Annotated in this window: 21 protein-coding genes, 1 other RNA gene and 4 pseudogenes; 19 read left to right on the top strand and 7 right to left on the bottom strand. The window is 67.5% G+C overall.

Annotated elements, in window-relative coordinates; genetic code table 11:
* Positions 1-170: 170 nt before the first annotated feature.
* Positions 171-269, bottom strand: an RNA gene (ffs, locus tag K307_RS44920) — signal recognition particle sRNA small type.
* A 220-nt stretch (positions 270-489) separates the two neighbouring features.
* Between ffs and K307_RS39490 the strand changes: the two genes are divergently transcribed.
* From K307_RS39490 to K307_RS39440, 11 genes are all read left to right on the top strand, one after another.
* A complete protein-coding gene (locus tag K307_RS39490; protein WP_051975396.1) occupies positions 490-2,976 on the top strand; it encodes an adenosylcobalamin-dependent ribonucleoside-diphosphate reductase in 2,487 nt (828 codons plus the stop codon).
* Positions 2,977-3,075: 99 nt separating this feature from the next.
* Positions 3,076-5,406, top strand: a complete 2,331-nt coding sequence (locus K307_RS39485) for a DNA polymerase III subunit gamma/tau (RefSeq protein WP_042886482.1) — start codon at positions 3,076-3,078, stop codon at positions 5,404-5,406.
* An 84-nt stretch (positions 5,407-5,490) separates the two neighbouring features.
* Complete coding sequence (locus K307_RS39480) at positions 5,491-5,823, top strand: YbaB/EbfC family nucleoid-associated protein (RefSeq protein WP_039014878.1); 333 nt, start codon at positions 5,491-5,493, stop codon at positions 5,821-5,823.
* 8 nt (positions 5,824-5,831) lie between these two features.
* Positions 5,832-6,446: a recombination mediator RecR gene (gene recR / locus K307_RS39475; RefSeq protein ID WP_042886481.1), complete on the top strand. Its 615-nt coding sequence runs from the start codon at positions 5,832-5,834 to the stop codon at positions 6,444-6,446.
* 70 nt (positions 6,447-6,516) lie between these two features.
* A complete protein-coding gene (locus K307_RS39470; RefSeq protein WP_042886480.1) occupies positions 6,517-7,422 on the top strand; it encodes a LysR substrate-binding domain-containing protein in 906 nt (301 codons plus the stop codon).
* 177 nt (positions 7,423-7,599) lie between these two features.
* Positions 7,600-8,796, top strand: coding sequence for a CaiB/BaiF CoA transferase family protein (locus tag K307_RS39465; RefSeq protein WP_042886479.1), 1,197 nt, complete (start codon positions 7,600-7,602; stop codon positions 8,794-8,796).
* A complete protein-coding gene (locus K307_RS39460; protein WP_042886478.1) occupies positions 8,793-9,761 on the top strand; it encodes a hydroxymethylglutaryl-CoA lyase in 969 nt (322 codons plus the stop codon). The genes K307_RS39465 and K307_RS39460 overlap by 4 nt, the downstream gene beginning before the upstream one ends.
* A 79-nt stretch (positions 9,762-9,840) precedes the next feature.
* A complete protein-coding gene (locus K307_RS39455) occupies positions 9,841-10,857 on the top strand; it encodes a Bug family tripartite tricarboxylate transporter substrate binding protein (protein WP_051975395.1) in 1,017 nt (338 codons plus the stop codon).
* 182 nt (positions 10,858-11,039) lie between these two features.
* Positions 11,040-12,083, top strand: coding sequence for an ABC transporter substrate-binding protein (locus K307_RS39450; protein WP_042886477.1), 1,044 nt, complete (start codon positions 11,040-11,042; stop codon positions 12,081-12,083).
* A 132-nt stretch (positions 12,084-12,215) separates the two neighbouring features.
* Complete coding sequence (locus K307_RS39445) at positions 12,216-13,028, top strand: ABC transporter ATP-binding protein (RefSeq protein WP_042886476.1); 813 nt, start codon at positions 12,216-12,218, stop codon at positions 13,026-13,028.
* Positions 13,029-13,060: 32 nt separating this feature from the next.
* Positions 13,061-13,852 carry an ABC transporter permease gene (locus K307_RS39440; protein ID WP_042886475.1) on the top strand — a complete coding sequence of 264 codons (792 nt, stop codon included), beginning with the start codon at positions 13,061-13,063 and terminating at the stop codon, positions 13,850-13,852.
* Between the two features lie 128 nt (positions 13,853-13,980).
* Here the strand turns inward: K307_RS39440 and K307_RS39435 are convergent.
* The 3 pseudogenes from K307_RS39435 to K307_RS51275 form a co-directional block, all read right to left on the bottom strand.
* A pseudogene (locus tag K307_RS39435) lies at positions 13,981-15,401 on the bottom strand (sensor histidine kinase N-terminal domain-containing protein).
* Positions 15,402-15,426: 25 nt separating this feature from the next.
* Positions 15,427-15,558: pseudogene (locus K307_RS50155) on the bottom strand (winged helix-turn-helix domain-containing protein); the annotation flags it as partial.
* Positions 15,557-15,755 (bottom strand): annotated as a pseudogene (locus K307_RS51275) (porin); the annotation flags it as partial. The pseudogenes K307_RS50155 and K307_RS51275, both read right to left, overlap by 2 nt.
* 4 nt (positions 15,756-15,759) lie before the next feature.
* Here K307_RS51275 and K307_RS39430 point away from each other — a divergent pair.
* Positions 15,760-16,404 (top strand): annotated as a pseudogene (locus tag K307_RS39430) (porin); the annotation flags it as partial.
* 174 nt (positions 16,405-16,578) lie between these two features.
* Here K307_RS39430 and K307_RS39425 read toward each other — a convergent pair.
* Entirely contained in the window at positions 16,579-17,553 is a 975-nt protein-coding gene (locus K307_RS39425) for an NADPH:quinone oxidoreductase family protein (protein WP_042888029.1), read from the bottom strand.
* Positions 17,554-17,749: 196 nt separating this feature from the next.
* On the opposite strand from K307_RS39425, the gene surE reads away from it, so the two are divergent.
* From surE to K307_RS39400, 5 genes are read left to right on the top strand one after another with little or no spacing between them, the layout of a single operon-like run.
* Complete coding sequence (gene surE, locus K307_RS39420) at positions 17,750-18,502, top strand: 5'/3'-nucleotidase SurE (protein WP_042886474.1); 753 nt, start codon at positions 17,750-17,752, stop codon at positions 18,500-18,502.
* A gap of 28 nt (positions 18,503-18,530) precedes the next feature.
* Complete coding sequence (locus K307_RS39415; protein ID WP_042886473.1) at positions 18,531-19,448, top strand: protein-L-isoaspartate(D-aspartate) O-methyltransferase; 918 nt, start codon at positions 18,531-18,533, stop codon at positions 19,446-19,448.
* A gap of 8 nt (positions 19,449-19,456) precedes the next feature.
* A complete protein-coding gene (locus K307_RS39410) occupies positions 19,457-20,332 on the top strand; it encodes a peptidoglycan DD-metalloendopeptidase family protein (RefSeq protein WP_042886472.1) in 876 nt (291 codons plus the stop codon).
* 6 nt (positions 20,333-20,338) lie between these two features.
* Complete coding sequence (rpoS, locus tag K307_RS39405; RefSeq protein ID WP_042886471.1) at positions 20,339-21,517, top strand: RNA polymerase sigma factor RpoS; 1,179 nt, start codon at positions 20,339-20,341, stop codon at positions 21,515-21,517.
* Positions 21,514-22,353 (top strand): 3'-5' exonuclease, encoded by an 840-nt coding sequence (locus K307_RS39400; protein WP_042886470.1) that lies wholly within the window; start codon positions 21,514-21,516, stop codon positions 22,351-22,353. Before rpoS ends, K307_RS39400 begins: the two co-directional genes overlap by 4 nt.
* Before the next feature lie 42 nt (positions 22,354-22,395).
* Here K307_RS39400 and K307_RS39395 read toward each other — a convergent pair whose 3' ends face one another.
* Complete coding sequence (locus K307_RS39395; RefSeq protein WP_042886469.1) at positions 22,396-23,250, bottom strand: endonuclease/exonuclease/phosphatase family protein; 855 nt, start codon at positions 23,248-23,250, stop codon at positions 22,396-22,398.
* Positions 23,251-23,507: 257 nt separating this feature from the next.
* On the opposite strand from K307_RS39395, the gene rlmD reads away from it, so the two are divergent.
* Positions 23,508-24,812 (top strand): 23S rRNA (uracil(1939)-C(5))-methyltransferase RlmD, encoded by a 1,305-nt coding sequence (gene rlmD, locus K307_RS39390; protein WP_042888028.1) that lies wholly within the window; start codon positions 23,508-23,510, stop codon positions 24,810-24,812.
* A gap of 75 nt (positions 24,813-24,887) precedes the next feature.
* Here rlmD and K307_RS39385 read toward each other — a convergent pair whose 3' ends face one another.
* Positions 24,888-25,592, bottom strand: coding sequence for a Bax inhibitor-1/YccA family protein (locus K307_RS39385; protein ID WP_042886468.1), 705 nt, complete (start codon positions 25,590-25,592; stop codon positions 24,888-24,890).
* 360 nt (positions 25,593-25,952) lie between these two features.
* On the opposite strand from K307_RS39385, the gene ndk reads away from it, so the two are divergent.
* Entirely contained in the window at positions 25,953-26,378 is a 426-nt protein-coding gene (gene ndk / locus K307_RS39380; RefSeq protein ID WP_042886467.1) for a nucleoside-diphosphate kinase, read from the top strand.
* Positions 26,379-26,429: the final 51 nt, after the last annotated feature.

Below are 26,429 nucleotides of genomic sequence, written 5' to 3'. Positions count from 1 at the left end.
TTGTGCGCCGGACAGGGTGGAAAAATCGGCGCAAAATGGGCCTTGCGGCGCGCACGGCTGCCGGCCCGCTGTACTAAAGTGACAGGGACTGCGCTGCAAGCGACGGTCGCGTGCCGGATCCGATGGGTATGACGTAAGTGGGGAAGGGTACAGCGGAGGGGGAAGTGGAGGTGGACGAGCCTGACCCTCGGCACTGGCGGAAAACGGCTGTGGCTGCTTCGTTCCCGACCTGACCAGGTTGACCGCGCCACCATGCGAGGAGGCCCGTCCGAGCGGCATTGTAACCCAGACCGGCATTCCCCGTCGAATTTGCTTTTGCCTCGGCGGGTCATTGCTCGCGGCGAGGCATCGGCTTGATCTTGCGCAGGCGCGCCAGGCCACTGTGGCCTGACCATGACAGGCCGCCGCGGGTGTCGCGGCGCAGCGCGCAGGCAAGTGCGTGCAGGAGCCAACGATTCACCCAACCCGCACAGCGTGGTGAGCCAAGACATGAACGCAAACGACCAGATCATTCGCGGTGCCATGGCGCCGCAGGAAATCTCCACCGAAGTCCTGATCGAGAAGTACGCCAAGGGCGAAGAGCGCACCAATTCCGATGTCAGGCAGCGCGTTGCGCACGCACTGGCACAAGCCGAGCCGGAAGACCAGCGCGAGGCCTGGAGCGCGCGCTTCCTGTGGGCGCAGGAAAACGGCTTCGTGCCGGCCGGGCGCATCAATTCGGCGGCCGGCACTGGCATCCAGGCCACGCTGATCAACTGCTTCGTGCAGCCGGTGGGCGATTCGGTGTCCGAGCCGAGCGACGGCCGGCCCAGCATCTACACCGCGGTGGCGCACGCCGCCGAAACCATGCGCCGCGGTGGCGGCGTGGGCTACGACTTCTCGGCGATCCGCCCGGCCGGTGCACTGGTGCGGGCCACGCATTCGCGCGCGTCGGGGCCAATCTCGTTCATGAAGGTATTCGATGCCTCGTGCGCCACGGTGGAGTCCGCCGGCGCGCGCCGCGGCGCGCAAATGGGCGTGCTGCGCTGCGACCATCCCGATATCGAGAGCTTTATCCACGCCAAGGACAAGGGCGAGCTCAGCAACTTCAATATCTCCATCGGCGTCACCGACGAATTCATGCAGGCGGTACAGGCCGACGGCGAAGTCGAGCTGGTGCATGAGGCCGAGCCCGGCGCGGACCTGATCGCCGCCGGCGCCTATCGCCGCGACGACGGCCAGTGGGTCTACCGCCGCGTGCCGGCGCGCCACCTGTGGGACCAGGTCATGCAGGCGACCTACGACCATGCCGAGCCCGGCATCCTGTTCCTGTCGCGCATCAATGCCGACAACAACCTCTATTACTGCGAGCGCATCGAGGCCACCAACCCCTGCGCCGAGCAGCCGCTGCCGCCTTACGGCTGCTGCTGCCTGGGCTCGATCAACCTGACGCGCTTCGTGCGCCAGCCGTTCTCGCCGCAGGCCGAGTTCGATTTCGATGCCTTTGCCGAGGTGGCGCGCGTGTCCACGCGCATGCTCGACAACGTGCTCGACGTGACCTTCTGGCCGTTGCCTGAGCAACAGGCCGAAGCCCACGCCAAGCGACGCATCGGCCTGGGCTTCCTGGGCCTGGGCAGCGCGCTGGTAATGCTGGGCCTGCGCTACGACACCGAACCGGCGCGCAAGCTGGCGGCGCAGATCGCCGAACGCATGCGCGACGAGGCCTACCTGGTGTCGACCGAACTCGCGGTCGAGAAGGGCGCCTTCCCGCTGTTCGATGCCAACGCCTACCTGCAGAGCGGGTTTGCCAGCCGGTTGCCCGAGACCGTGCGCGACGCCATTGCGCGCCGTGGCCTGCGCAACTCGCACCTGCTGTCGATCGCGCCGACCGGCACCATCACGCTCGCCTTTGCCGACAACGCCTCCAACGGCATCGAGCCGGCGTTCTCGTGGACCTACAACCGCAGGAAGCGGATGCCGGACAACAGCTACCGCAGCTTCGAGGTGGCGGACCATGCCTGGCGGCTCTACCGTCACATGGGATCCGACATGGCGCAGCTTCCGGACGCGTTCGTCACGGCGCTGCAGATGTCGGCGCTCGACCATATGCGCATGCTGGAGGCGGTGCAGCCCTATATCGACACCAGCATCAGCAAGACCGTCAACGTGCCGGAGGACTATCCGTACGAGGCCTTCCGCAATCTCTACCTGGAGGCCTGGCAAGCCGGCCTGAAGGGCCTGGCGACCTATCGCCCCAATCCGGTGCTGGGTGCGGTGCTGTCGGTGGAGGCGCCGGCGGCGCCCGGCGCGGCCGTGGCCGACGACAACCCGCTGGTGCGTCCCTTCAACAGCCGGCCGGTCGGCGACCTGGAAGGCGTGACCTCCAAGGTCGAGTACCTGACCTATGAAGGCCACAAGACCGTCTACCTGACCGTCAATTTCATGCGCGTGGCCGGCGTCGTCGAGGGCAGGCCGGTGGCGATCGAGCGCCCGGTGGAGTTCTTCATGCCGGCAGGCCAGCGCAGCGAGGGCCAGCAGTGGATCACGTCGACCATGCGGCTGCTGTCGATGGTGGCGCGCTCGGGCGGCTCGGTGGCCAAGGCGCTGGCCGACATGCGCAACGTGGTGTGGGACAAGGGCACGGTGCGCTACGGCACGCTGGTGCGCCAGGATGGCACCGAGGTGCCGCGTTTCCATGACTCGGAAGTGGCCGCGCTCGGCTATGCGCTGCAGCGCATCCTGATCAAGCGCGGCTTCCTCGATGCCGAGGGTGGGCAGGTGCCGGTGGCGGCGCTGGCGGCGCGGCTGGCACAGCGCGAGGGTGGCGGGGCGGCGCTTGCCGCGGAAGTGGACGCTGGCGTCCAGGCCGGCGCCGGGGTGGTCACGCCCGGCGTCGGCACCGGCAAGCCGTGCCCGGAGTGTGGCGCGCACGCCCTGCACAAGGTCGACGGCTGTGCGAAATGTGCGAATTGCGGCTACGTGGGCGAGTGCGGCTGAAGCCTGCGGCGGGGCCCTGGTGGCGGGCTTCCCTGGCAAGCCGCAAAGTCCCGGGGCCCGGCAGGCTCCGGGCGGTCGCCATTTGCTACAATCGCCGCCATGAGTTATCAAGTTCTAGCGCGCAAATGGCGCCCCAGGGATTTCACCACGCTGGTCGGCCAGGAGCACGTGGTCCGCGCGCTCACGCACGCGCTGGAACAGCAGCGGCTGCACCATGCCTACCTGTTCACCGGCACGCGCGGGGTCGGCAAGACCACGCTGTCGCGGATCCTGGCCAAGGCCCTGAACTGCACCGGCCCTGACGGCAACGGCGGCATCACCGCCCAGCCGTGCGGAGTGTGCAAGGCCTGCACCGAGATCGACAGCGGCCGCTTCGTCGACTACATCGAGATGGACGCGGCCTCCAACCGCGGCGTCGACGAGATGGCGCAACTGCTCGACAAGGCGGTCTACGCCCCGGGCACCGGGCGCTTCAAGGTCTACATGATCGACGAAGTGCACATGCTGACCAACCACGCCTTCAACGCCATGCTGAAGACGCTGGAGGAGCCGCCCGGGCACGTCAAGTTCATCCTCGCCACCACCGATCCGCAGAAGATTCCGGTCACGGTGCTGTCGCGCTGCCTGCAGTTCAACCTCAAGCAGATGCCGCCGGGGCATATCGTCTCGCACCTGGACCATATCCTGGCGCAGGAAGGCATCGGCCATGACGGCAACGCCCTGCGGCTGCTGGCCCAGGCCGCGCATGGCTCGATGCGCGACGCGCTGTCGCTGACCGACCAGGCCATCGCCTACAGCGCAGGCCAGGTCTCGGAAGAGGCGGTGCGCGGCATGCTGGGCGCGATCGACCAGGGTTACCTGGTCCAACTGCTCGATGCGCTCGCCGCCGAGGACGGCGCCGCCATGCTGGCGATTGCCGATGCCATGGCCGACCGCAGCCTGTCGTTCGCCGGCGCGCTGCAGGACCTGGGCTCGCTGCTGCACAAGGTGGCGCTGGCGCAGGCCGTGCCGGCCTCGGTGCAGGAGGAATGGCCCGAAGCGGACGATGTGCGCCGCCTGGCCGGCGTGTTCGACGCGCAGGAAGTGCAGCTGTTCTACCAGATCGCCAACCTTGGCCGCAGCGAGCTGGCGCTCGCGCCGGACGAGTACGCCGGCTTCACCATGACGCTGCTGCGCATGCTGGCGTTCCGGCCGTCGTCGGCGCCGGAGCCGTCGCCGGTGTCGGCACAAGGGCAGGGCGGCGGCGCCGCGCCGTCGCGTCCGCGCAGCGCGGCGCTGGCGGCCGGGCCTGCCGAAACCCGTCATGCGACCGCCGCGGCAAGTCCCGTCACGGCGGCCCCGTCAGCCCCGGCGACGGCAGCGGCGATGCCCGCCGCGGCAAAACCAGCCGCGCCGGCACCCGCCGCACAGCCGCAACCGGCCACCGAACCCGCAGCGCCGGCACGCCCTGCGCCTGACGCTGCCATGTCGCCGGCACGCGCCGCGCTGGCCGCCGCACGCCAGGCCTCCGCCGCCCGGGGTGGTGCCCGCAACGCGCCGCCGCCGGCCATGCCGGCAGCGCCCGCCGCCGCGCAGCGCCCGCCGGCCCAGCCCTTGCGCGCGCCCGGTGCCGCGGCAGTAAGCCGCCCGGCAGCGCCGCCCGCAAGGCCGCCGGCCCAGGCATCTGCACAGCCTGCCCCGCAACAAGCGTCCGCGCCGGCTGCAAGGCCCGCGCCGAAGGCTGCCGCACGCCAGCCCGAGCCGGAGTCGGTGCCGCCGTGGGAAATGGCAGGTGGCAGCGACGTGCCACCGTGGGAAGACCTGCCGCCCGACCTGCCGGTCATCGGTCCCTATGACAGCGACCCGGGCTACAGCGACAACGGCTTCAGCGAACCTGTTTCGCGTGCCGCCCCGCGCAACGGCGCGGCCCGGCCTGCAAGCCCGGCCGCGCGTGAAGCCGAGCCAGTTCGCGAAGTCGCCCAAGCCGCGCCGGCGCCGTATGCCGCTCCGTCCGAGCCCGCCAAGTACGTCGCCCCCCGCCCGCCCGCAGCCGGCGAAGACGGCACGCCGCCGGTCTTCACCGGCGAATGGCCGGTACTGGCAGCCGGCCTGCCATTGAAGGGCCTGGCGCAGCAACTGGCCTACCAGAGCGAACTGACACAGGTGGTCGGGCGTACCTTCCACCTGCGCATCCCGGTCGCGGCCCTGGGCGAGAACGGCGTGGCCGAGCGGCTGCAGCAGGCGCTGTGCGACCACTTCGGCGAGTCGGTGCGCGTGGCCTGCGAAGTGGGCGGGGTCTCGGTCACCGCGGCGGCCGCCGATGCCGAGGCCCGTGCCGAGCGCCAGCGCCAGGCCGAAGCCGTGATCGAGGCCGATCCCTTCGTGCAGGGGCTGCTGCGCGACTTCGGCGGCCAGATCGTGCCCGGTTCGATCCAGCCGCGCGCGGCCTGACCGGGCCCGCGCAGACCGCCGCAGGCACTTGCCTTACCGAATTTCCACCACCGAATTTCTTACCGAATCCAGGAGCGTCCCATCATGATGAAAGGTCAACTCGCCGGGCTGATGAAGCAAGCCCAGCAGATGCAGGAAAACATGAAGAAGATGCAGGAGCAGCTGGCCCAGATCGAGGTCGAGGGCCAGTCCGGCGCCGGTCTCGTCAAGGTGGTCATGACCTGCAAGAACGACGTCAAGCGCGTGAGCATCGACCCCAGCCTGCTGGCCGAGGGCGAAGACAAGGAGCTGCTGGAAGACCTCGTCGCCGCCGCCTTCAATGACGCCGTGCGCAAGGCCGAGGCCACCACGCAGGAAAAGATGGGCTCGATGACCTCGGGCCTGCCGCTGCCGCCGGGCTTCAAGCTGCCGTTCTGAAAGCAACCGTGAAAGCTTCGTCGCCCACCTCGCTGCAGGCGCTGGTCGAGGCGCTGCGGGTGCTGCCCGGCGTTGGGCCCAAGTCCGCCCAGCGCATGGCCTACCACCTGCTGCAACACGACCGCGAGGGCGCGCGCAAGCTGGGCGACGCACTGCGCGGCGCGGCGGACCATATCCGCCACTGCCAGCGCTGCAATACCTTCACCGAGCAGGAGATCTGCGAGACCTGCCTGGACGATCGCCGCGACGCCGCGCTGCTGTGCGTGGTGGAAACACCGGCCGACCAGGTCATGATCGAGCAGACGCTGACCTACCGCGGCAAGTACTTCGTGCTGATGGGGCGGCTGTCGCCGCTGGACGGCATCGGCCCGCGCGAGATCCACCTGGACCGGCTGCTGGCGCGCGCCACCGAGCCGGAACTGGGCGGTCCCGTCGGCGAAGTCATTGTCGCCACCAACTTCACCAGCGAAGGCGAGGCCACCGCCCACTACATCGGCGAAATGCTGAAGGCACGCGGGCTCAAGGTATCGCGCCTGGCGCGCGGCGTGCCGGTCGGCGGCGAGCTGGAATACGTCGACGCCGGCACCATCGCGCGCGCGGTGATGGACCGCCGCAACCTCTGAGCCGGATCGCGCGGGGCTGCACGCCCGCGCGCCGATCGACCGGATCTTCTCTCCGCTCCCTGCCTGCCCCATGAACCTGGCCCGCTTCGATCTCGTCACGCTTGGCTTGTTCGTGGCCGTGGCCCGGCAAGGCAGCATCTCGGCCGGCGCGCGCCAGTCGCACCTGGCCGTGGCCGCCGCCAGCAAACGCATCTCCGACCTGGAGACCGCGGTGGGCGCGCCGCTGTTCTTCCGCCATGCCGCCGGCGTGCAGCTGACCGAGGCCGGGCAAGCTTGCTTCCACCACGCGCTGACCATCCTGCAGGACGTCGAGCGCATGGCCGGCGTGATGTCGGACTACGCCTCCGGCGTGCGCGGGCAGGTACGCGTATGCGCTAATACCTCTGCGATCACGCAGTTCCTGCCGGACGACCTGGCGTCGTTCATGCAGCACCATCCGACCATCCGCATCGAGCTGGAAGAGCAGAACAGCCGCGATATCGTCGCCGCGCTGGTCGAGAACCGCGCAGACGTCGGCATCTTTGCCGACCGCACCCCCGCGGCCGGGCTGATGACGATCGAGTACCGGCAGGACGAGCTGGTCATCATCACCCCACCCAACCATCCGCTGGCCGCGCGCGGCCCCGTGCGCTACGCCGATACGCTGGAATTCGACTTCGTCAGCCTGCCGCAGGAGACCTCGCTGGCCGCGCGCCTGCTCGAGGAGAGCAGCCGGCTCGACCGGCCGTTCCGCCTGCGCATCCAGGTGCGCAGCTTCGACGCCATGTGCCGCATGGTGATGGCCGGGCTGGGCGTGGGCGTGCTGCCGCGTATCGCGGCCGAGCCGCACGTCAAGTCGATGGGCTTGTCGCTGGTGTCGCTGCAGGACGCCTGGGCGCGCCGCTCGCTGCTGATCGGGCTGCGCGACCCGGCCGGGCTGACGGTGTCTGCGCGGCTGCTGATCAGCCACCTATGCGGGGACCGGGCGCCGTTCTGACGCCCCCGCGCTGAGGCGCCTCCGGAGCCTTTCGCGTTCCGAGAAAGCCCGCTTCTCCGATTGCCGATTCCAGGCGGGCCCCTGCTGGGGCACACTCCGTTCGAACGCAATGTATGACAAGCCAGTCATTGGGCTTGCCGCACTGCAACATAACATCGCATCGCACGGAGACACCCCATGGCGCAACAGATCCTCGAGGGCATTCGCGTCCTCGAACTCGGACAACTCATCGCCGGCCCCTTCGCCGCCAAGACCCTGGCGGATTTCGGCGCCCACATCATCAAAGTGGAGCCGCCGGGGCAGGGCGATCCGCTGCGCAAATGGCGCATGCTGCATGAAGGCACTTCGGTCTGGTGGGAAGCGCAGTCGCGCAACAAGGAATCGATTTGCATCGACCTGCGCCAGCCGGAAGGCCAGGCGCTGGTGCGCAAGCTGGCCGCCGAGGCCGATGTGCTGATCGAGAACTTCCGCCCCGGCACCATGGAAAAGTGGGGCCTGGGCTGGGATGTGCTGCATGCCGACAACCCGCGCCTGATCATGCTGCGCGTGTCGGGCTACGGCCAGACCGGCCCGAAGAAGGACGAGCCGGGCTTTGCCGCGGTGGCCGAAGCCATGGCGGGCCTGCGCCACCTGACCGGCGAGCCGGGCCGCGCCCCGGTGCGCGCCGGCCTGTCGCTGGGCGACACCATCGCCGGCCTGCACGGCGCCATGGGCGTGCTGCTGGCGCTGTACCAGCGCGATGCGCGCGGCGGCGAGGGCCAGGTCATCGACGTGGCGCTGTACGAGTCGCTGTTCAACCTGAGCGAAAGCCTGCTGCCGGAATACTCGGCCTTTGGCGCGGTGCGCCAGCCCGCCGGCGGCGCGCTGCCAGGCATCGCCCCGTCCAATGCCTACCCCTGCGCCAGCGGCGAATACGTGCTGGTGGCGGCCAATGGCGACGCCATCTTCAAGCGCATGATGCTGGCCATCGGCCGGCCCGACCTAGCCGACGATCCGTCGCTGGCGCAGAACGATGGCCGGGTGAAGCGCGTCGACGAGATCGATGCCGCCATCGCCGCCTGGAGCCGCACGCAGACGGTGGACTCGGCGCTGGCGCTGCTGCGCGAGGCGCAGGTGCCGTCGGGCCGCATCTATACCGTCAAGGACATTGCCGAAGACCCGCACTACCGCGCCCGCGGCGTGATCGAGTCGGTGACCTCGGCCGGCGGGCTGACGGTGGAAGTGCCGGGCGTGGTGCCCAAGCTGTCGGCCAGCCCCGGAGAAATCCATGACCGTGCGCCGACGCTCGGCGAGCATACCGATGCGGTGCTGAAGCAGGCGGGCTTCGATGACGCCGCTATCGCCGACCTGCGCGCGCGCAAGGTGATCGCATGAGCGCCGCCACCAACCTGCGCGGTCCCGCCCGCGTCGAGATCAATGAAGTCGCGCCGCGCGACGGCCTGCAGATCGAGCCGGTGGTGGTGCCGACCGACGCCAAGGTCGCCTTCCTCGACGCGCTCTCGGCCTGCGGCTTTGCCCGCATCGAAGCCACCTCGTTCACCTCGGCCCGCGCCATCCCCGCGCTGGCCGATGCCGAGGCGCTGATGCACCGCATGCAGCGCCACCCGGGCGTGCGCTACACCGCGCTGGTGCCTAACCTGCGCGGGCTGGAGCGCGCGCTGTCGTGCCGGCCGGACGAGGTCAACCTGGTGATGTCGGTCAGCGAGACCCACAACCGCGCCAACCTGCGCATGACGCGCCAGCAGTCGCAGGACCAGTTGCTGGCGATGATCGATGCCGCGGGCGCCGCCGGCGTGCCGGTCAACGTCTCGCTGTCGACGGTGTTTGGCTGCCCGTTTGAAGGCGAGGTCGATGCCGGCGCGGTGATGGCACTGGCCACGCGCTTCGCCGCAGCCGGCGCGGCCGGCATCACGCTGTGCGACACGACCGGCATGGCCTACCCGAACCAGGTCGCCGCGCTGTGCGAGGCGTTCCAGGCCGCGCTGCCCGATGCCGGCCTGACCATCCACCTGCACAACACCCGCGGCATGGGCCTGGCCAATGCCGTGGCCGCGTGGCAGACCGGCGTGACGCGCTTCGACGCGGCCGCCGGCGGCCTGGGCGGCTGCCCGTATGCGCCAGGTGCCAGCGGCAACGTCAGCACCGAAGACCTGGTCCACATGTTCGACTGCATGGGCGTCGAGACCGGCGTCGACCTGGGCGCGCTGCTCGACGTGGTGGCCGGCATGCCGGCACTGGTCGGGCGCGACATCCACAGCCAGTTGCTGAGCGCCGGCCCGCGCCTGCGCACGCACCAGCCGCCAGCCTGGCTGGCGGAGCATTTCGCCGGGCAGCCCTAGCCTGTCGATTCCCTGTGGCGACATCGCCGCGTCAATACAAGAACAACGCATCTATCTCTAAGAGATAACGGAGACCCTCATGAAGCAAGCCCTTCAACTCATCCTCGCTATGCCCGCGCGGCGCAAGGCCGTGGCCGCCACGCTGGCGGTGCTGGGTACGGCCTGGCTCGCGCCCACCGCGCTGGCGCAGGACGGCAGCTATCCCAATCGGCCGGTGACGCTGGTGGTATCGGCCGCGGCAGGCGGCACCACCGACCTGGCGGCACGGATGATTTCCGAGCCGCTGGCCAAGGCACTGGGCCAGGCAGTGGTGGTGGACAACCGCCCCGGCGGCAGCGGCAGCATCGCCGCGCAGGTGGTGGCGCGCGCCAAGCCGGACGGCTACACGCTGATGGTGCAGTACTCGGGCTACCACGTCATCACGCCGCTGCTGATCAAGAACCTGTCGTGGGATCCGGTCAAGGACTTCGCGCCAGTGGCCAATATCCTGTCGGCGCCGCAGGTGCTGGTGGTGCGCCCAAGCCTACCGGTCAAGACGCTGAAGGAACTGGTGGCGTATGCCAAGGCCCATCCGGACAAGCTCAACTACGCCTCGTCAGGCAACGGCTCGCTGCAGCACGTGTCGACCGAGCTGCTGAACCAGATGGCCGGCACGAAAATCACGCACGTGCCGTACAAGGGCACCGGCCCGGCCCTGACCGACCTGCTGGGTGGTTCGGTCGACCTGACCATGACCACGCCGCCGCCGCTGATGGGCCATATCGCCGCCGGCAAGCTGCGCCCGCTGGTGGTCACCAGCAAGACCCGCCTGCCCAGCCTGAAGGACGTGCCGTCGGCGCCCGAGGCCGGCTACCCTGACCTGGACGTGTCGTCGTGGTTCGCGATGTACGCGCCGGCGGGCACGCCCAAGGCGGTGATCGACAAGCTTACCGGTGAGATCGAGAAAATCGTGCGCACCGATGCCTTCCGCAAGAAGGCCGAGGAACTGGGCGCCGAGGCCAAGTACATGAACCCGCAGCAGCTGGCGCAATACCAGAAGGCTGAGCTGGAGCGCTGGGCCAAGGTGATCAAGTCCGCCAACATCCACGCCGAATAAGGAAGAGCACGGCAAGGTGATCGAAAGGTCAGGGCGCTAAGCTCGCGGGTTTCGCTAGGTATTGATACCGATGCGGACCCGCGATCCGTCCGGTAGCATCGCAACTTGCCGCACGGCGGCGCGCCCCCTTGCCACGGCTTCGGCCGCGTTGCCGTTCCAGTCCAAACGGGTAGGAGATACGCATGTATAACAAGAAATTCTGGAAACAATTCCTGATCGCGCTGGCGCTGTTCCTGGCCGGATGGTTCACCTTCGGCTATGCGCAGGCGCAGGGCAAGCCGGAGAAGAGCAAGGTCACCATCGCGGTGGGCGGCAAGAACCTCTTCTACTACCTGCCGCTGACCATCGCCGAGCGCCTGGGCTACTTCAAGGAAGAAGGCCTGGACGTCGAGATCGTCGACTTCGCCGGCGGCGCCAAGGCGCTGCAGGCCGTGGTGGGCGGCAGCGCCGACGTGGTCTCGGGCGCGTACGAGCACACCATCAACCTGCAGGCCAAGGGCCAGCGCTACCAGGAGTTCGTGCTGCAGGGCCGCGCCCCGCAGATCGTGCTGGTGGTGTCGAACAAGACCATGCCCAACTTCAAGTCGATCGCCGACCTGAAGGGCAAGAAGATCGGCGTGACCGCACCGGGCTCGTCGACCAATATGATGGCCAACTTCGTGCTGGCCAAGTCCGGCCTGAAGCCGTCGGACGTGTCGTTCATCGGCGTGGGCGCCAGCGCCGGCGCGGTGGCCGCGATGCGTTCGGGCCAGATCGATGCGATGGCCAACCTGGATCCGGTGATCTCGATGCTGACGCAGAAGAATGAAGTGCGCGTCGCCTCGGACACCCGTACGCTCAAGGACACCCAGGCGGTCTTCGGCGGCAATATGCCGTCGGGCTGCCTGTATGCGTCGCAGGCCTTTATCCAGCAGAACCCCAACACCACGCAGGCGCTGACCAATGCCATGGTGCGCGCGCTCAAATGGCTGCAAAAGGCGGGTCCGTCGGATATCGTCAAGACCGTGCCGGAAAGCTACCTGCTGGGCGACCGCGCGCTGTACCTGGCCGCGTGGGAAAAGGTCAAGGAAGCGATCTCGCCGGACGGCACCATGCCGGCCGATGGCCCGCGCACCGCACTGAACGCGCTGAGCCAGTTCGACGCTGAGCTGAAGGGCAAGTCGATCAAGCTGGAAGAGACCTATACCAACGCCTTCGTGCAGAAGGCCAACGCCAAGTACAAGTAATACCCTTGCCGTCGATATCTTCGGCCCGCTGCCCGCAGCGGGCCTTTGCTTTGCGGCATTGACGGCCAATCCATCATCACTCGCCCGCGCCGCGCCCCTCGGCGCCGCCACGGCGGGACCGAGACGTACACCATGAGCATTCCCGCACTTGCCCTCGACAAGGTCACCTGCACCTTTGTCTCGCGCGAAGACCGCAGCCAGCGCTATACCGCGGTCAAGGACGTCACGCTGTCGATCCAGCCCGGCGAGTTCGTTTCCGTGGTCGGCCCGACCGGCTGCGGCAAGTCCACGCTGCTGAATGTCGGCGCCGGACTGCTGGGGCCCTCCAGCGGCGACGTGCGCGTGTTCGGCGAGCCGCTGCGCGGCATCAACCGGCGCGCCGGCTACATGTTCCAGACCGAGGCGCTGATGCCCTGGCGCAGCGCGCTGGATAACGTCGTCGCCGGCCTGGAGTTCCGCGGCGTGGCGCGCGCCGAGGCCGTGCAGCAGGGCGAGGAATGGCTGCGCCGCGTCGGCCTGGGCGGTTTCGGCGACCGCTATCCGCACCAGCTTTCGGGCGGCATGCGCAAGCGCGTCGCCCTGGCGCAGACGCTGGTGCTGGATCCGGACATCATCCTGATGGACGAGCCGTTCTCGGCCCTCGATATCCAGACCCGCCAGCTGATGGAAAACGAGGTGCTCGAACTGTGGGCCGCCAAGCGCAAGGCGGTGCTGTTCATCACCCACGACCTCGACGAGGCCATCGCCATGAGCGACCGCGTGGTGGTGCTGTCGGCCGGCCCGGGCACGCACCCGATCGGCGAGTTCGCGATCGACCTGCCGCGCCCGCGCGACGTGGCCGAGATCCGCAACCACCCGCGCTTTGTCGAACTGCACGCCGCGATCTGGGACGTGCTGCGCGAAGAAGTGCTCAAGGGCTATGCCCAGCAGCTCAAGGTGGCCTGAGCCTTCCCATCACAACAAGACCTGAATTCACGATGGCATTCCGTAACGACTCCAAGGGCATGCTGCGCGTGTGGCAGCTGCTCGTCCTGGTGGTGATCCTCGGCGTGTGGCACCTGGCCACGCGCTCGCAGCAGGTTGCCTTTTTCTTTGGCGAACCGCTGATGGTGGCGCAGCGCATCTGGAACTGGTTTATCGTCGAGCGCGATATCTACCTGCACCTGGGCGTGACGCTGATCGAGACTGTGCTGGCCTTCGGCATCGGCACGGTGGCGGGGCTGGGCGTGGGGCTGTGGCTGGCGCTGAGCCCGCTGACCTCGGCCATCCTCGATCCCTACGTGAAGGCGATGAACTCGATGCCGCGCGTGATCCTGGCGCCGATCTTCGCGGTGTGGTTCGGCCTGGGCATCTGGTCCAAGGTGGCGCTGGCGGTGACGCTGGTGTTCTTTATCGTGTTCTTCAACGTCTACCAGGGCGTCAAGGAAGTGAGCCCGGTGGTGCTGGCCAACGCGCGCATGCTGGGGGCCAACCAGCAGCAGCTGCTGCGCCACGTGTACCTGCCGAGCGCAACCAGCTGGGTGTTCTCGTCGCTGCATACCTCGGTGGGCCTGGCATTTGTCGGCGCGGTAGTGGGCGAGTACCTGGGCTCGGCGCGCGGCGTGGGCTACCTGATTCTGCAGGCCGAAGGGACCTTCGACATCAATACCGTGTTTGCCGGCATCGTGGTGCTGACGGCGTTCGCGCTGGTGCTGGACTGGATGGTGGGGATGGGCGAGAAGCGGCTGATGAGGTGGCAGCCGACGAGCGGGGAGACGGAGAAGCTCTGAGCAATCGATCTGACAGGAAGGGCTGCATGGCTGCTGGCGAGCCCAGTGAACCGGGCGGTTTGCTCCCCTCTCCCGCAACCGGGAGAGGGAGCACACAAACAGCGGTTTGAAAGCCTGAGGCTCGGAACTCAGGCGGCTGCCAACTGCTCGGTCTCTTCCTCGGCCGCTCCAAAGCACACCGACACCGTCAGCCCCCCACCCGGCGTATCCCCCAGCACCACCGTCGCCGAGTGCAACCAATCTCGCGCACGATCGACAACCCCAGCCCGGTGCCTTCCAGCGCCTGCCCGCTTTCGCCCCGATAGAAACGCCGGAACACCGCATCGCGTTCGTCCGGCGCGATGCCGGGGCCGTTGTCCACCACCTGCAGCAGCGGCATGCCGCCCGCGAGCGCCACGCGCACGGTGACCACCGCGCCGCGGCCGGCGTAGCGGATCGCGTTGTCGATCAGGTTGCCGGTCAGTTCCTGCAGCAGTTCGGCCTGTCCCGCGATCTCCACCGGCCCTTCGTCTTCGAAACCAAGATCCACCTCGCTGCCGCGCGCCACCGGCGCCCATTCCAGCGCCACGCCCTGTGCCAGCGTATCGAGCCGCAGCGCCCTGAGCGCGGGGGCATACCCCGCGTCGGGTTCCAGCCGCGACAACGACAGCAGCTGCTGCACGCCCTTGGACGCATGGCGCACGGTGCCGTGCAGCAGCCGCATACGCTCGCGCACGCGTTCGCCGTCACGCTCGCGCAGCGCCAGTTCGGATTGCGCCTGGATGATTGCCAGCGGCGTCTTGAGCTGGTGCGCGGCATCGGCAAAGAAGCGCTTGCGCGCCTGCACCATGCGGTAGAGCCGGTCCATATACTGGTTCAGCGCCTGCACCAGCGGCTTCATCTCGGCGGGCAGGTCCTTCTGCTCGATCGGGTCGAGCTGGGTGCCGCGGTGCGCGACGGTATCGGAGAGCCGGTTCAGCGGCCGCAGCCCGCGGCGCACGCCAAACCAAACGATGCCCAGCGCCAGCGTCACCAGCATCAGCTCCTGCAGCAGCGAGCCGACCAGGATGTCGCGCGCCACCAGCTGGCGCGGCTCGATGGTTTCGCCGACCAGCACCCAGACCAGCCGCGTGCGCGCCGAGCCCACGTCGTGCACCGGCAGCGGTTGCGCCGCCATGCGCAGCGGCTGCTCGCGGAACATGGTGTCATAAAATACGGTGCGGTACAGCTGCGTCGGCGCCTGCCCCGGCATCGGCAAATCGTCGTAGCCAGTCACGGTGGCGCCATCCTCGTCGCGGATGCGGTAGTAGATATGCGGGCCGGCCTTGTCGTCGAAAAGCTCCAGCGCCAGGTTGGGCAGGTCGACGTCGAGCCGGCCTTCGCGCAGGCGAATGCCTTCGCGCATGGCGCGCAGCGACGCTTCCAGCGTGCGGTCGAAGGCGGTATGCGCGGCCGACATGGCGCGCTCGTAGGTGAGCCACCCATCGAAGGCGAGCAGGCCCATCAGCGGCAGCAGCAGCCACAGCGACAACTGCAGCCGCAGGCTGGGTGTCTGGCGCGGGAGCTTCATGGCGCGATGGCGGCGGCGTGAATAGTCAGGCCGCCACCGCGCGCGTTTCGAGCAGGTAGCCCAGCCCGCGCAGCGTGACGATGGCCACGCCGCTGCCGTCGAGCTTCTTGCGCAGCCGGTGCACATAGATCTCGATCGCGTCCGGGTTGACCGACTGGAATACGCCGGCGCATAGCCCATCGGATCGAACGGCAGCATGAAATCGTAGGTGGTGGTGAAGGTACGGCCCAGCACCACCTGGCCATACTTGCTGGCCAGGCCCACGGTGGCGCGGCGGTCGAACAGCGTGTTGTCGGTGTCGAGCCGGCCGGTGTCGATGGCGATGCCGCTTTCCAGGTTGAAGATCGCCTTCAAGAGGGCGACCTCGTCGACCGCGATCGGCGGCCGCAAGGACGGGCTGTTCTCGCGCGCATCGAATGCGATCCGCTATGACGGCAGCTTCGGCGGCCTGAAGCTGGGCGCGACGGTGGCGCTGGGCGAAGTGGCGGGCGATTTCAAGAGCTCGTCCAAGTACTCGCTCGGCGTGGGCTACAGCGCCGGCAAGTTCGCCGCGGCCGCGACCTGGGATCGCCAGAACGGCGCCGGCAGCAGCACCACGCCGGCCGACAGCACCGACTACATCCAGGGCATCCACGCCGGCGCCAGCTACGCCTTCGGCGACCTGAAGCTGTTTGCCGGCTATCGCAACTACAAGAAGACGTTCACGACCGCCGCTGCGGAAGAGCGCAGCGACATGTACTGGGGCGGCGCCAGCTATGACTTCACGCCGGCCTTCACGCTGTACGGCGCCGTTTACAAGCAGAACATCAAGGGCGGCAGCAACGCCGACCCGATCCTGTTCTCGCTGCGCGGCCAGTACGCGCTGTCCAAGCGCACGCTGGCCTACCTGTCGGTGGGTTATGCGGAGGCGCGCAACGGCCAGAACGTCAGCGTGTCGCGCGATTTTGTCGGTTTCGCCAACAACCAGACCGGCGTGATGGCCGGGCTGCAGCACCGGTTCTGAGCCGGACGCAGAGGCTGTTTGGGAACTGCCTGTCGCCTGGCGTAGGGGGTGCGCCGACAAGAAGGGCAGGCAGCTTGGGGCGTGTTGCCCCAGCCGGGCGCAGGGCGTTGCCGCACGCTCTGCGCCATTCTTTTATCGGCGCACGCCTGGCGCGAGCCGATGCATCAAAGCCCCTCAGGGCACGATCACGATCTTGCCGGTGACCTTGCGCGCTTCCATGTCCTTGAGCGCCTGCGGGGCCTGCTCCAGCGGATAGCGCGCCGAGATATGCGGGCGGATCTTGCCTTCCTTCATCCAGCCCAGCATCTGCGCCATATTGGCCTGGTTGGCCTTGGGCTCGCGCCGCACGAAGTCGCCCCAGAACACGCCCACCAGCGATGCGCCCTTGAGCAGCGCCAGGTTCAGCGGCAGCTTCGGGATCTCGCCGTTGGCAAAACCCACCACCAGGTAGCGGCCGCGCCAGCCGATCGAGCGGAAGGCTGGTTCGGCATAGATGCCGCCCACCGGGTCATAGATCACGTCCGGGCCCTTGCCGTCGGTCAGCGCCTTGATGCGCTCGCGCAGGTCTTCGGTGCTGTAGTTGATCAGCGCATCGGCGCCGTGCTCCTTGCACACCGCCAGCTTTTCGTCGGTCGAGGCCGCCGCGATCACGCGCGCGCCGATGGCCTTGCCGATCTCGATCGCCGCCAGGCCCACGCCGCCGGCGGCGCCCAGCACCAGCATGGTCTGGCCGGCCTTCAGCTCGCCCCGGTCGATGACCGCGTGGTGCGAAGTGCCGTAGGTCAGCGTGAAGGCCGCCGCGGTCTCGAAGTCGATGCCGGGCGGCATCGGCACCACCGACGCCGCCGCCGCCTTGGCCTGGGTGGCGAACGCGCCGTTGCCCAGGTAGGCGATCACATTGTCGCCCGGCTTGACGTGGGTGACGCCTTCGCCGACCGCATTGACCACGCCTGCCAGTTCGGAGCCCGGGCTGAACGGCAGTTCAGGCTTGGCCTGGTATTTGTTCTGGATGATAAGCACATCCGGGAAGTTGACGGCCGCCGCCTTCACGTCGATGACGACTTCGCCCTTGCCGGGCACCAGGTCGGGCAGGGTTTCGATGGTCAGCGAATCGGGCGGGCCCCAGGCTTTGCACAGTACGGCTTTCATCATGTCTCCGGTGATATAGGTAGCGTCCCGCACCAGTTGAGCGCGTGCGGTGCGGCAGGGCAAGTGTAGCGCAGAAATAGCACGATCGTTCTGTTCCGCGCCGGCCGTTGCCAATGGCGCATCGTGGCACAAGAAACGCGCATTCTGAGGCGGCCCGCGGGCCGCTTGCGACGTTCCGCTCAGGTACAATCGCGCCATGCACATCCTTCTCGCTAACGATGACGGTTATCTCGCGCCGGGACTCGCCGTTTTGCATGCCGCGCTCGCGCCGCTGGGCCGTATCACGGTCATTGCGCCGGAGCAGAACCACAGCGGCGCCTCCAATTCCCTGACGCTGCAGCGGCCGCTGTCGATCTATGAAGCGCGCGAAGGCGTGCAGAAGGGATTCCGCTTCGTCAATGGTACGCCGACCGACTGCGTGCATATCGCGTTGACGGGCCTGCTCGACGAGAAACCCGACCTGGTGGTGTCCGGCATCAACCAGGGACAGAACATGGGCGAGGACGTGCTGTATTCCGGCACGGTCGCCGCCGCCATCGAAGGCTACCTGCTGGGCATCCCCTCGGTGGCCTTCTCGCAGGTCGACAAGGGCTGGGAACACCTGGACGCCGCCGCGCGCGTGGCACGCGCGGTGGTGGAGCGCATCATCGCCAGCCCGCCGGCCGAGCCGTTCCTGCTCAACGTCAATATCCCGAACCTGCCGTTCGAACATATCAAGGGGCATCGCGCCACGCGGCTGGGCAAGCGCCATCCGTCGCAGCCGGTGATCACGCAGGTCAACCCGCGCGGCGACACCAACTACTGGATCGGTCCGGCGGGCGATGCGCGCGATGCCAGCGAAGGCACGGATTTCCATGCCACCGCGGCCGGCTATGTCTCGCTGACGCCGTTGCAGCTCGACCTGACCCACCGCGGGCAGCTCGACGCGCTCGACCAGTGGCTGAAGTAGGCCACCGTCCCGCTGTGTCGCGCCCCCGATGAGTTCCACGCCCCCTCGCAACAAGTTTCCTCTGCCGCTGGACGCGGTCGTCGAACGCAAGCCTGCACCGGCGCGCACCGCCGGCATGCCCGCGGTCGGCACGCCGCGGCCGGCCGCGCCGGCTCCCGCGCCCAAGCCCGCCAAGCCGCGGCTGCCGCGGACCGCGGCGCCGGCGCCCGTGCCGGCTCCCGCGAGCAAGGTCGAGCAGCGCGCCTCGGCCGCAACGGCCGGCGGTGGCGGCATGGCCTCGGCGCGCGCGCGCGTGGCGCTGGCCGGGCGGCTGCGTGCCGCGGGCATCCGCGACGAGCGCGTGCTGTCGGCTATCGCCACGGTGCCGCGCCACCTGTTCGTCGAGCCGGGGCTGGCGTCGCAGGCGTATGAGGACGCCGCGCTGCCGATCGGCCACCAGCAGACCATTTCCAAGCCTTCGGTGGTGGCGCGCATGATCGAGCTGTTGCGCGAAGGGCTGGCGGCCGACGCGCCGCTGGAGCGCGTGCTGGAGATCGGCACCGGCTGCGGGTACCAGGCCGCGGTGCTGAGCCAGGTGGCGCGCGAAGTCTTCTCGATCGAGCGCATCCGGCCGCTGCACGAGCAGGCCAAGGCCAACCTGCGCCCGCTGCGCGTGCCCAACCTGCGCCTGCACTATGGCGATGGCATGCTCGGGCTGCCCCAGGCGGCGCCGTTCTCGGCCATCATCCTGGCCGCCGCCGGCATGGAGGTGCCCGAGGCGCTGCTGGAGCAACTGGCGATCGGCGGGCGGTTGATCGCCCCGGTGGCGGTGGTGCCGCCGGCGGGCGGGCCCGGCCAGACCGTCACGCAGCAATTGCTGCTGATCGAGCGGCGCAACCGCCATCGCTTTCACCGAACCGCGCTTGAAGCCGTTTTCTTTGTGCCCTTAAAATCGGGCACCATCTGAGTCGAACTATGCACAACATCGTGAAATCGCAATATTTCGCACGCGCCGGACAACTTTTTGCCGCTTCCGCGCTGACGGCCCTGCTGGCCGCCTGCGCCAATTCGCCGATGCCGGCCCCCGTGGTTGACCGTACCACCATTTCCGGCACCGCCACCGCGTCGCAGGAGCCGGCGCCGCCCGGATACTATCGGGTCAAGCGAGGCGATACCCTTTACCGTATCGCGCTGGAAAACGGCCAGTCGTATCGCGATGTGGCGGCGTGGAACAACCTGAGCAACGTGAACCAGATTGAAGTCGGGCAGCTGTTGCGCATCGTGCCGCCAGGTGCCGACGTCAACACTGCACCCGGCGTGACCACCATGCCGGTGGCGCCGGGCACGGTGCAGGGGCAGCCGATCGACCAGGCGCGGCCTGTGGGCACGCCCGCTGCCACCCCGGTGCCGTCACCCACGGGGGCTGCCCCGGCGCCCGTCGCGCCGGCTGCGGCCGCCACCGCGCCGTCCGCCGCGGTGGCTGACGGTTCCATGAAGCTGGCCTGGCCGGCGACCGGCCAACTGGCTGCAAAATTCGATGACAAGGCCAATAAAGGCATCGATATTGCGGGCAAGAAAGGTGACGCGGTGCTGGCAGCGGACGATGGGCGGGTGATTCACGTAGGCCCCTTGCGCGGCTACGGGAATCTTGTCATCATCAAACATAACGAGACATTTCTTACTGCGTACGGGCACAACGACAAGGTGCTTGTGACAGAGCAATCCACGGTCCGGAAGGGCCAGAAGATTGCTGAGATGGGCAACAGCGATACCGACCGGGTGAAGCTTCACTTCGAAGTTCGCAAGAACGGAAAACCGGTTGATCCGATGCGGTACCTGCCGCCACAGTGAGGGTTCATGCCACGCCAGAAAACCGTCTCCTCCGGAACCGTCAGCAGGGCTCGCCGTCCCAAGCAGCCGGAAGTGAAGGCTGGTGTGGCACATTCCGCCGAGCGCGCCGATGCGGAAGCCTTCGAGCCCGATCTCGCTGCTGAACTGATTCCCGTTACCGACGAGCCAATCGCCACCACTGCTTCGGTGGGCCTGCGCGAAGCGGATCTGCTCGCCGACGACAACGAACGCCATCTGCGCGATGACGACGATGACGACGCGGAAGACGAGGAAGAGAGCGAGGCAGAGAACGGTACCGACGGCGCGGCCGCCGAGCATGACGACTTCCGCTCGGTGCTGCATACCGAGTTGGCCGCCGACACCGTCCAGCATTACCTGAACCGCATCAGCATCAAGCCGCTCCTGTCCGCGCCGGAAGAACTGCATTTCTCCACGCTGGCCAAGGACGGCGACTTTGCCGCGCGCCAGGTCATGATCGAGCGCAACCTGCGGCTGGTGGTCAGCATCGCCAAGGGCTACCTCAATCGCGGCGTGCCGCTGCTGGACCTGATCGAGGAAGGCAACCTCGGCCTGATGCACGCGATCGAAAAATTCGATCCGTCGCGCGGTTTCCGCTTCTCGACGTATGCCACGTGGTGGATCCGCCAGAGCATCGAGCGCGCCATCATGAACCAGGCGCGCACGGTCCGCCTGCCGGTCCACGTGATCCGCGAACTGAACCAGGTGCTGCGCGCCAAGCGCCATCTGGAGAAGGGCGGCACCGACGGGCGCGACGCCAGCCTGGAAGACATCGCCCACCTGCTGGGCAAGACGCCGGACGAAGTGCAGGACGTCCTGGCACTCAACGAACACACCACCTCGCTCGATACGCCGTTCGATCTCGATCCCGGCTCGAGCCTCCTGGATTTCCTCTCCGACGAGCACAACGCCGCCCCTGACCAGGAGGTGGCGCACCGCGAGCTGGAAGGGCTGATGAAGCTCTGGCTGGCGCGCCTGTCGGAAAAGCATCGCTACGTGGTAGAGCGCCGCTTCGGGCTCAACCATATCGAGCCCGCCACGCTGGAAGAGCTGGCCGAGGAGATGGGCCTCACGCGCGAGCGCGTGCGCCAGATCCAGCAGGAGGCGCTGGTCAAGCTCAAGCGGCATTTCGCTTCGCAAGGTGTCAGGAAGGACGCCGTTCTATGACCCCTGTGCTGGTATTCGACATCGAGACCATTCCCGATGTCGCCGGCCTGCGCCGTTTGCATGACCACCCCGATGCGATGAGCGACGCCGAAGTCGCCGAGCATGCGTTCTCCGCCCGCCGCGAAAAGACCGGCAGCGATTTCCTTCCGCACTACCTCCAGCGCGTCGCCGCGATTTCCTGCGTGCTGCGCCGCACGCATCGCGACGGCTCGGCGGTGTTCCACGTCGGCTCGCTGGGCACCACGGAAGACAACGAAGCCACGCTGATCCAGAAGTTCTACGAACTGATTGCGCGCTACAGCCCGCAACTGGTTTCATGGAACGGCGGCGGCTTCGACCTGCCGGTGCTGCATTACCGTGGCCTGGTGAACGGCGTCACCGCGCCGCGCTACTGGGAAATGGGCGAGGGCCGCGAGGACGACAGCCGCGACTTCAAGTGGAACAACTACATCAGCCGCTACCACATGCGGCACCTGGATCTGATGGACCTGCTGGCGATGTACCAGCCCCGCGCCAGCGCGCCGCTGGATGACCTGGCAAAGCTGTGCGGCTTCCCGGGCAAGATGGGGATGGACGGCAGCAAGGTCTGGCAGGCCTACCAGGCTGGCCAGCTCGACGAGATCCGCGCCTACTGCGAGACCGACGTCGTCAACACCTACCTGATGTACTGCCGCTTCCAGCTGATGCGCGGCGGGCTGTCGCCGCGCGAGTTCGACGTCGAGATGGAATTCGTCCAGGAATCGCTGGCCGAGCTGCCGGGCGAGCAGTGGATGGAATACCTGCAGGCGTTCCGGCTGCAGCGTCTCACCCCGGAAGCGGAAGACCTCGAAGACTGAAGGTGCCAGCGCCGCCGGCACCCGCAGTCACGACGTCCAGCGTTACTGATGCAGCGACAGCAGGATCGGCTGGTGGTCCGAGTCGGCGGTATCCGCATCGACCTCGCAGCGCCGGATGCGCGCGGTGAGGTCCTCCGTCACCAACATGAAATCGCAGGTAAACGGCGGCTCCGGCCATTGCTCCTTATCGTACATCGCGCAGGTCGGCGCGTGCGGCTGACCGGGATGCGCGTGCAGCCAGGCATCGCGCCATGGCTGGGTGGCGTCGTCGAACGGCTCCAGCATGCGGCGATAGGCGATATCGTCGGGTTTGCTGTTAAAGTCGCCGCACAGGATGGCTTCTGTCGGGCGCGGCTCGGGCGTAAACGGGCCCGGCCGATTCTCGCTGCGGCCGGGGCGGCGCGCGTGGGCGCAAGCCTGGGCGTGCCAATCGCGCAAGGCTTCGGCCTGGGCGGCGCGCTGGAGTGCCGAGTAATATTCCAGGTGCGTGCAGATCACGCGCAGCCGATGTGCGCCGGCCTCGACCGTCACTTCCAGCGCCACGCGCGGCATTGACGCTACCTGCGGGTCCGCCGGCCACGGCAGGGCATGGCGGAAGACTTCGCGCACCGGCAGGCGGGTGGCGATCAGGTTGCCAAATTGCTTCAGGCCGCCGCTGCTCGTGCGGCGGTCCACGCCAGGTGCATAGAGCATGTGATAGCCTGGCAGCAGGGCGGTCAGTTCCGCCACCTGGTCCTCGCCCGGGGCGCCGCGCAATTCGCCGAAACCGCGTGTGACTTCCTGCAGGCAGATCACGTCGGCGTCGGCGATGCCACGCATGGTCTCGATTTGTCGGGACAGGTCCACGCGTCCGTCGGCGCCGCGGCCCCACTGGATATTCCACGAAATCAGTTCCATTTGCCGTCTCCTTCGGATCGTCGGGACGCTGCCACCGGCACGGACCCGGACTGGCATACAATCCCGCTTTCGCAAAACAATACGTCAGGTTTTATCTGGTGTCCCAAGTCGTGTCCTCCCCACAAGAAACGCCTGCAGTGGCGCCCGCCGCTGCCGAGGCAAGTGCGGCTCCCGTCGCAAATGAGTCCCGTGGCCGCGCTGCCGCTAACACTGGCACGCCAGCAGCGGACCCAGTCGTGTCGATCGAGAGCCTCGACATGGAAGCCCGCGGCGTCGGCCGCCTGGTGAACGAGGACGGCACGCCCGGAAAGGTGATCTTCGTCGAAGGCGCGCTGCCCGGCGAAACCGTCAGCTATCGCAGTTTCCGCCGCAAGCCCAGCTACGAACAGGCCCATCTCGTCGAGATCCGGCAGGAATCGGTGATGCGCGTCAAGCCGGGCTGCCAGCATTTCGGCGTCTGTGGCGGGTGCTCGATGCAGCATCTGGATTCGCGCGCGCAGCTCGCGATCAAGCAGCGCGTGCTGGAAGACAACCTGTGGCACCTGTCGAAAGTGAAGCCGGACGTGGTGTTCCGCCCGATCGCCGGGCCGGACTGGGGCTACCGGTACCGCGCGCGGCTGACCGTGCGCCATGTGGTCAAGAAGGGCGGCGTGCTGGTCGGCTTCCATGAGCGCAAGAGCAGTTACGTGGCCGACATGACCCGCTGCGAGATCCTGCCGCCGCATGTATCGGCGATGCTGGTGCCGCTGCGCGAGTTGGTGGCGGGGCTGTCGATCCGCGACCGCATGCCGCAGATCGAGCTGGCCGTCGGCCAGGAAGTGACCGCGCTGGTGCTACGCATCCTGGAACCGCTGACCGATGCCGACAAGGACCTGCTGCGCACCTTTGCCGACGAATACAAGGTGCAGTTCTGGCTGCAGCCCAAGGGCCCGGACACGGTCTACCCGTTCTACCCGACCGACGTCGAACTGGCCTACACGCTGCCGGAATTCGGCATCCGCATGCCGTTCAAGCCGACCGACTTCACCCAGGTCAACCACCAGATCAACCGCGTGCTGATCGGCCGCGCGCTGCGCCTGCTCGACGCGCAGCCGCAGGACCGGCTGCTCGACCTGTTCTGCGGCATCGGCAACTTCACGCTGCCGCTGGCAACGCAGGGCAAGTCGGTGACGGGCATCGAGGGCAGCGAGGCGCTGACCACGCGCGCGCTGGCCAATGCCGGATATAACGGCCTGGCCGACAAGACCGAGTTTGCCTGCCGTAACCTGTTCGAGGTCACCGCCGAAGATATCGCGGCGCTGGGCCGCTTCGACCGCTGGCTGGTGGATCCGCCGCGCGAGGGTGCGCTGGCGGTGTGCAAGGCGCTGGGCGAACTGGCGCAGCAGGGCAGCGATGTGCTGCCGCAGCGCATCGTCTATGTCTCGTGCAGCCCTGCGACGTTGGCGCGCGATGCCGGCCTGCTGGTGCACGAGGCCGGCTACCGGCTGAGCGGCGCGGGCGTGGTCAACATGTTCCCGCACACCTCGCACGTGGAGTCGATCGCGGTGTTCGACCGCAGCTGATCCGGCCCATCCGCGAGCGGGCGCCCAAAGAAAAACCGGCCAACAGGCCGGTTTTTCATGCTGCGGCGTTTGCCGTCACTCGCGGCTGCCGCCGAAGATGCCCAGCAGCGCCAGCAGGTTGACGAAGACGTTGTACACGTCCAGGTAGATCGCCAGCGTGGCGGTGATGTAGTTGGTCTCGCCGCCGTTCACCACGCGCTGCACATCGAACAGGATGTACGCCGAGAAGATACCGATGGCGATCACCGACACCGTGATCATCAGCGAGGGCAGCTGCAGCCAGATATTGGCGACGCTGGCCAGGATCAGCAGGATCACGCCGACGAACAGGAACTTGCCGAGGCCCGAGAAATCACGCTTGCTGACCGTGGCGATGGTGGCCATCGTGCCGAACACCGCCGCCGTGCCGCCAAAGGCATACATGATCAGCGCCGGCCCGTTCGAGAACTGCAGCGTCGCGCCGATCAGGCGCGACAGCATCAGCCCCATGAAGAACGTGAAGGCCAGCAGCAGGACCACGCCCATGCTGCTGTTCTTGGTCTTCTCGATGCCGTAGAAGAACCCGAACGCAATGCCCAGGAACAGGATCAGCGACAGACCGGGGCTGCCCGCCATGAAGCTGAAGCCGGTGGCCACGCCGATCCACGCGCCGAGCACGGTGGGGATCATCGAGAGGGCCAGCAGCCAGTAAGTGTTGCGCAAGACCCGGTTGCGAACGACGACGTCAGTGACGGTCGACGCACTGTTGCCGAAACCGTAGGTATTCAGCTTGTTATCCATGGTGACTCCTGTCTCAAAACGGTGAGGCGCCGGGAATCCGATCATTCGGATCGACTCCGGACGGAACCATCGTCAATGTGGCATCTGGGCGGGCGAATTGCAAGGGTGGGGTAACCCAGAAGACACCCCAACCGTGCTTCGCGCGACTTGGCCGCCGCTCACGCTGGACGCGCCCAGGCCCGTCGCGTTCCAGACATGACAAGGATGTAATGTGCGCTTCGTGTTACTTGATGCCGCCCGGCGCCGCCACACCGGCAAGACTCGCGCCAGAGCGGGGAAGACCCTCGAAAGCGTCATAGTCTTCGTGGTAGAATCGCATGTTTAATCCATTTGTAACCCCTTCATTTTTCGGAGTTTTTCATGGCGATCGAACGCACCCTGTCGATTATCAAGCCGGATGCCGTGGCCAAGAACGTTATCGGCCAGATCTACGCCCGTTTCGAGGCCGCCGGCCTGAAGATCGTTGCTGCCAAGATGGTGCACCTGTCGCGCGGCGAAGCCGAGCAGTTCTACGCTGTCCACAAGGAGCGTCCGTTCTTCAAGGACCTGGTGGACTTCATGATTTCCGGCCCGGTCATCATCCAGGCCCTGGAAGGTGAAAACGCCATCGCCAAGAACCGTGACCTGATGGGCGCCACCGACCCGAAGAAGGCCGACAAGGGCACCATCCGCGCCGACTTCGCCGACAGCATCGACGCCAACGCCGTGCACGGCTCGGACGCTGCTGAAACGGCTGCCGTGGAAGTGGCATTCTTCTTCCCGGCCATGAACGTCTACAGCCGCTGATTGTCTGGCATTGCTGCCACGTCTAGACTGACACCGAAGCTGAGTTTGCCA

The organism is Cupriavidus necator A5-1, from assembly GCF_000744095.1.
In the GTDB taxonomy this organism is placed as follows: Bacteria; Pseudomonadota; Gammaproteobacteria; order Burkholderiales; family Burkholderiaceae; genus Cupriavidus; species Cupriavidus necator_A.
The sequence above is the reverse complement of the archived record's forward strand: the minus strand, read 5'-3'. Positions and strand labels throughout refer to the sequence as shown.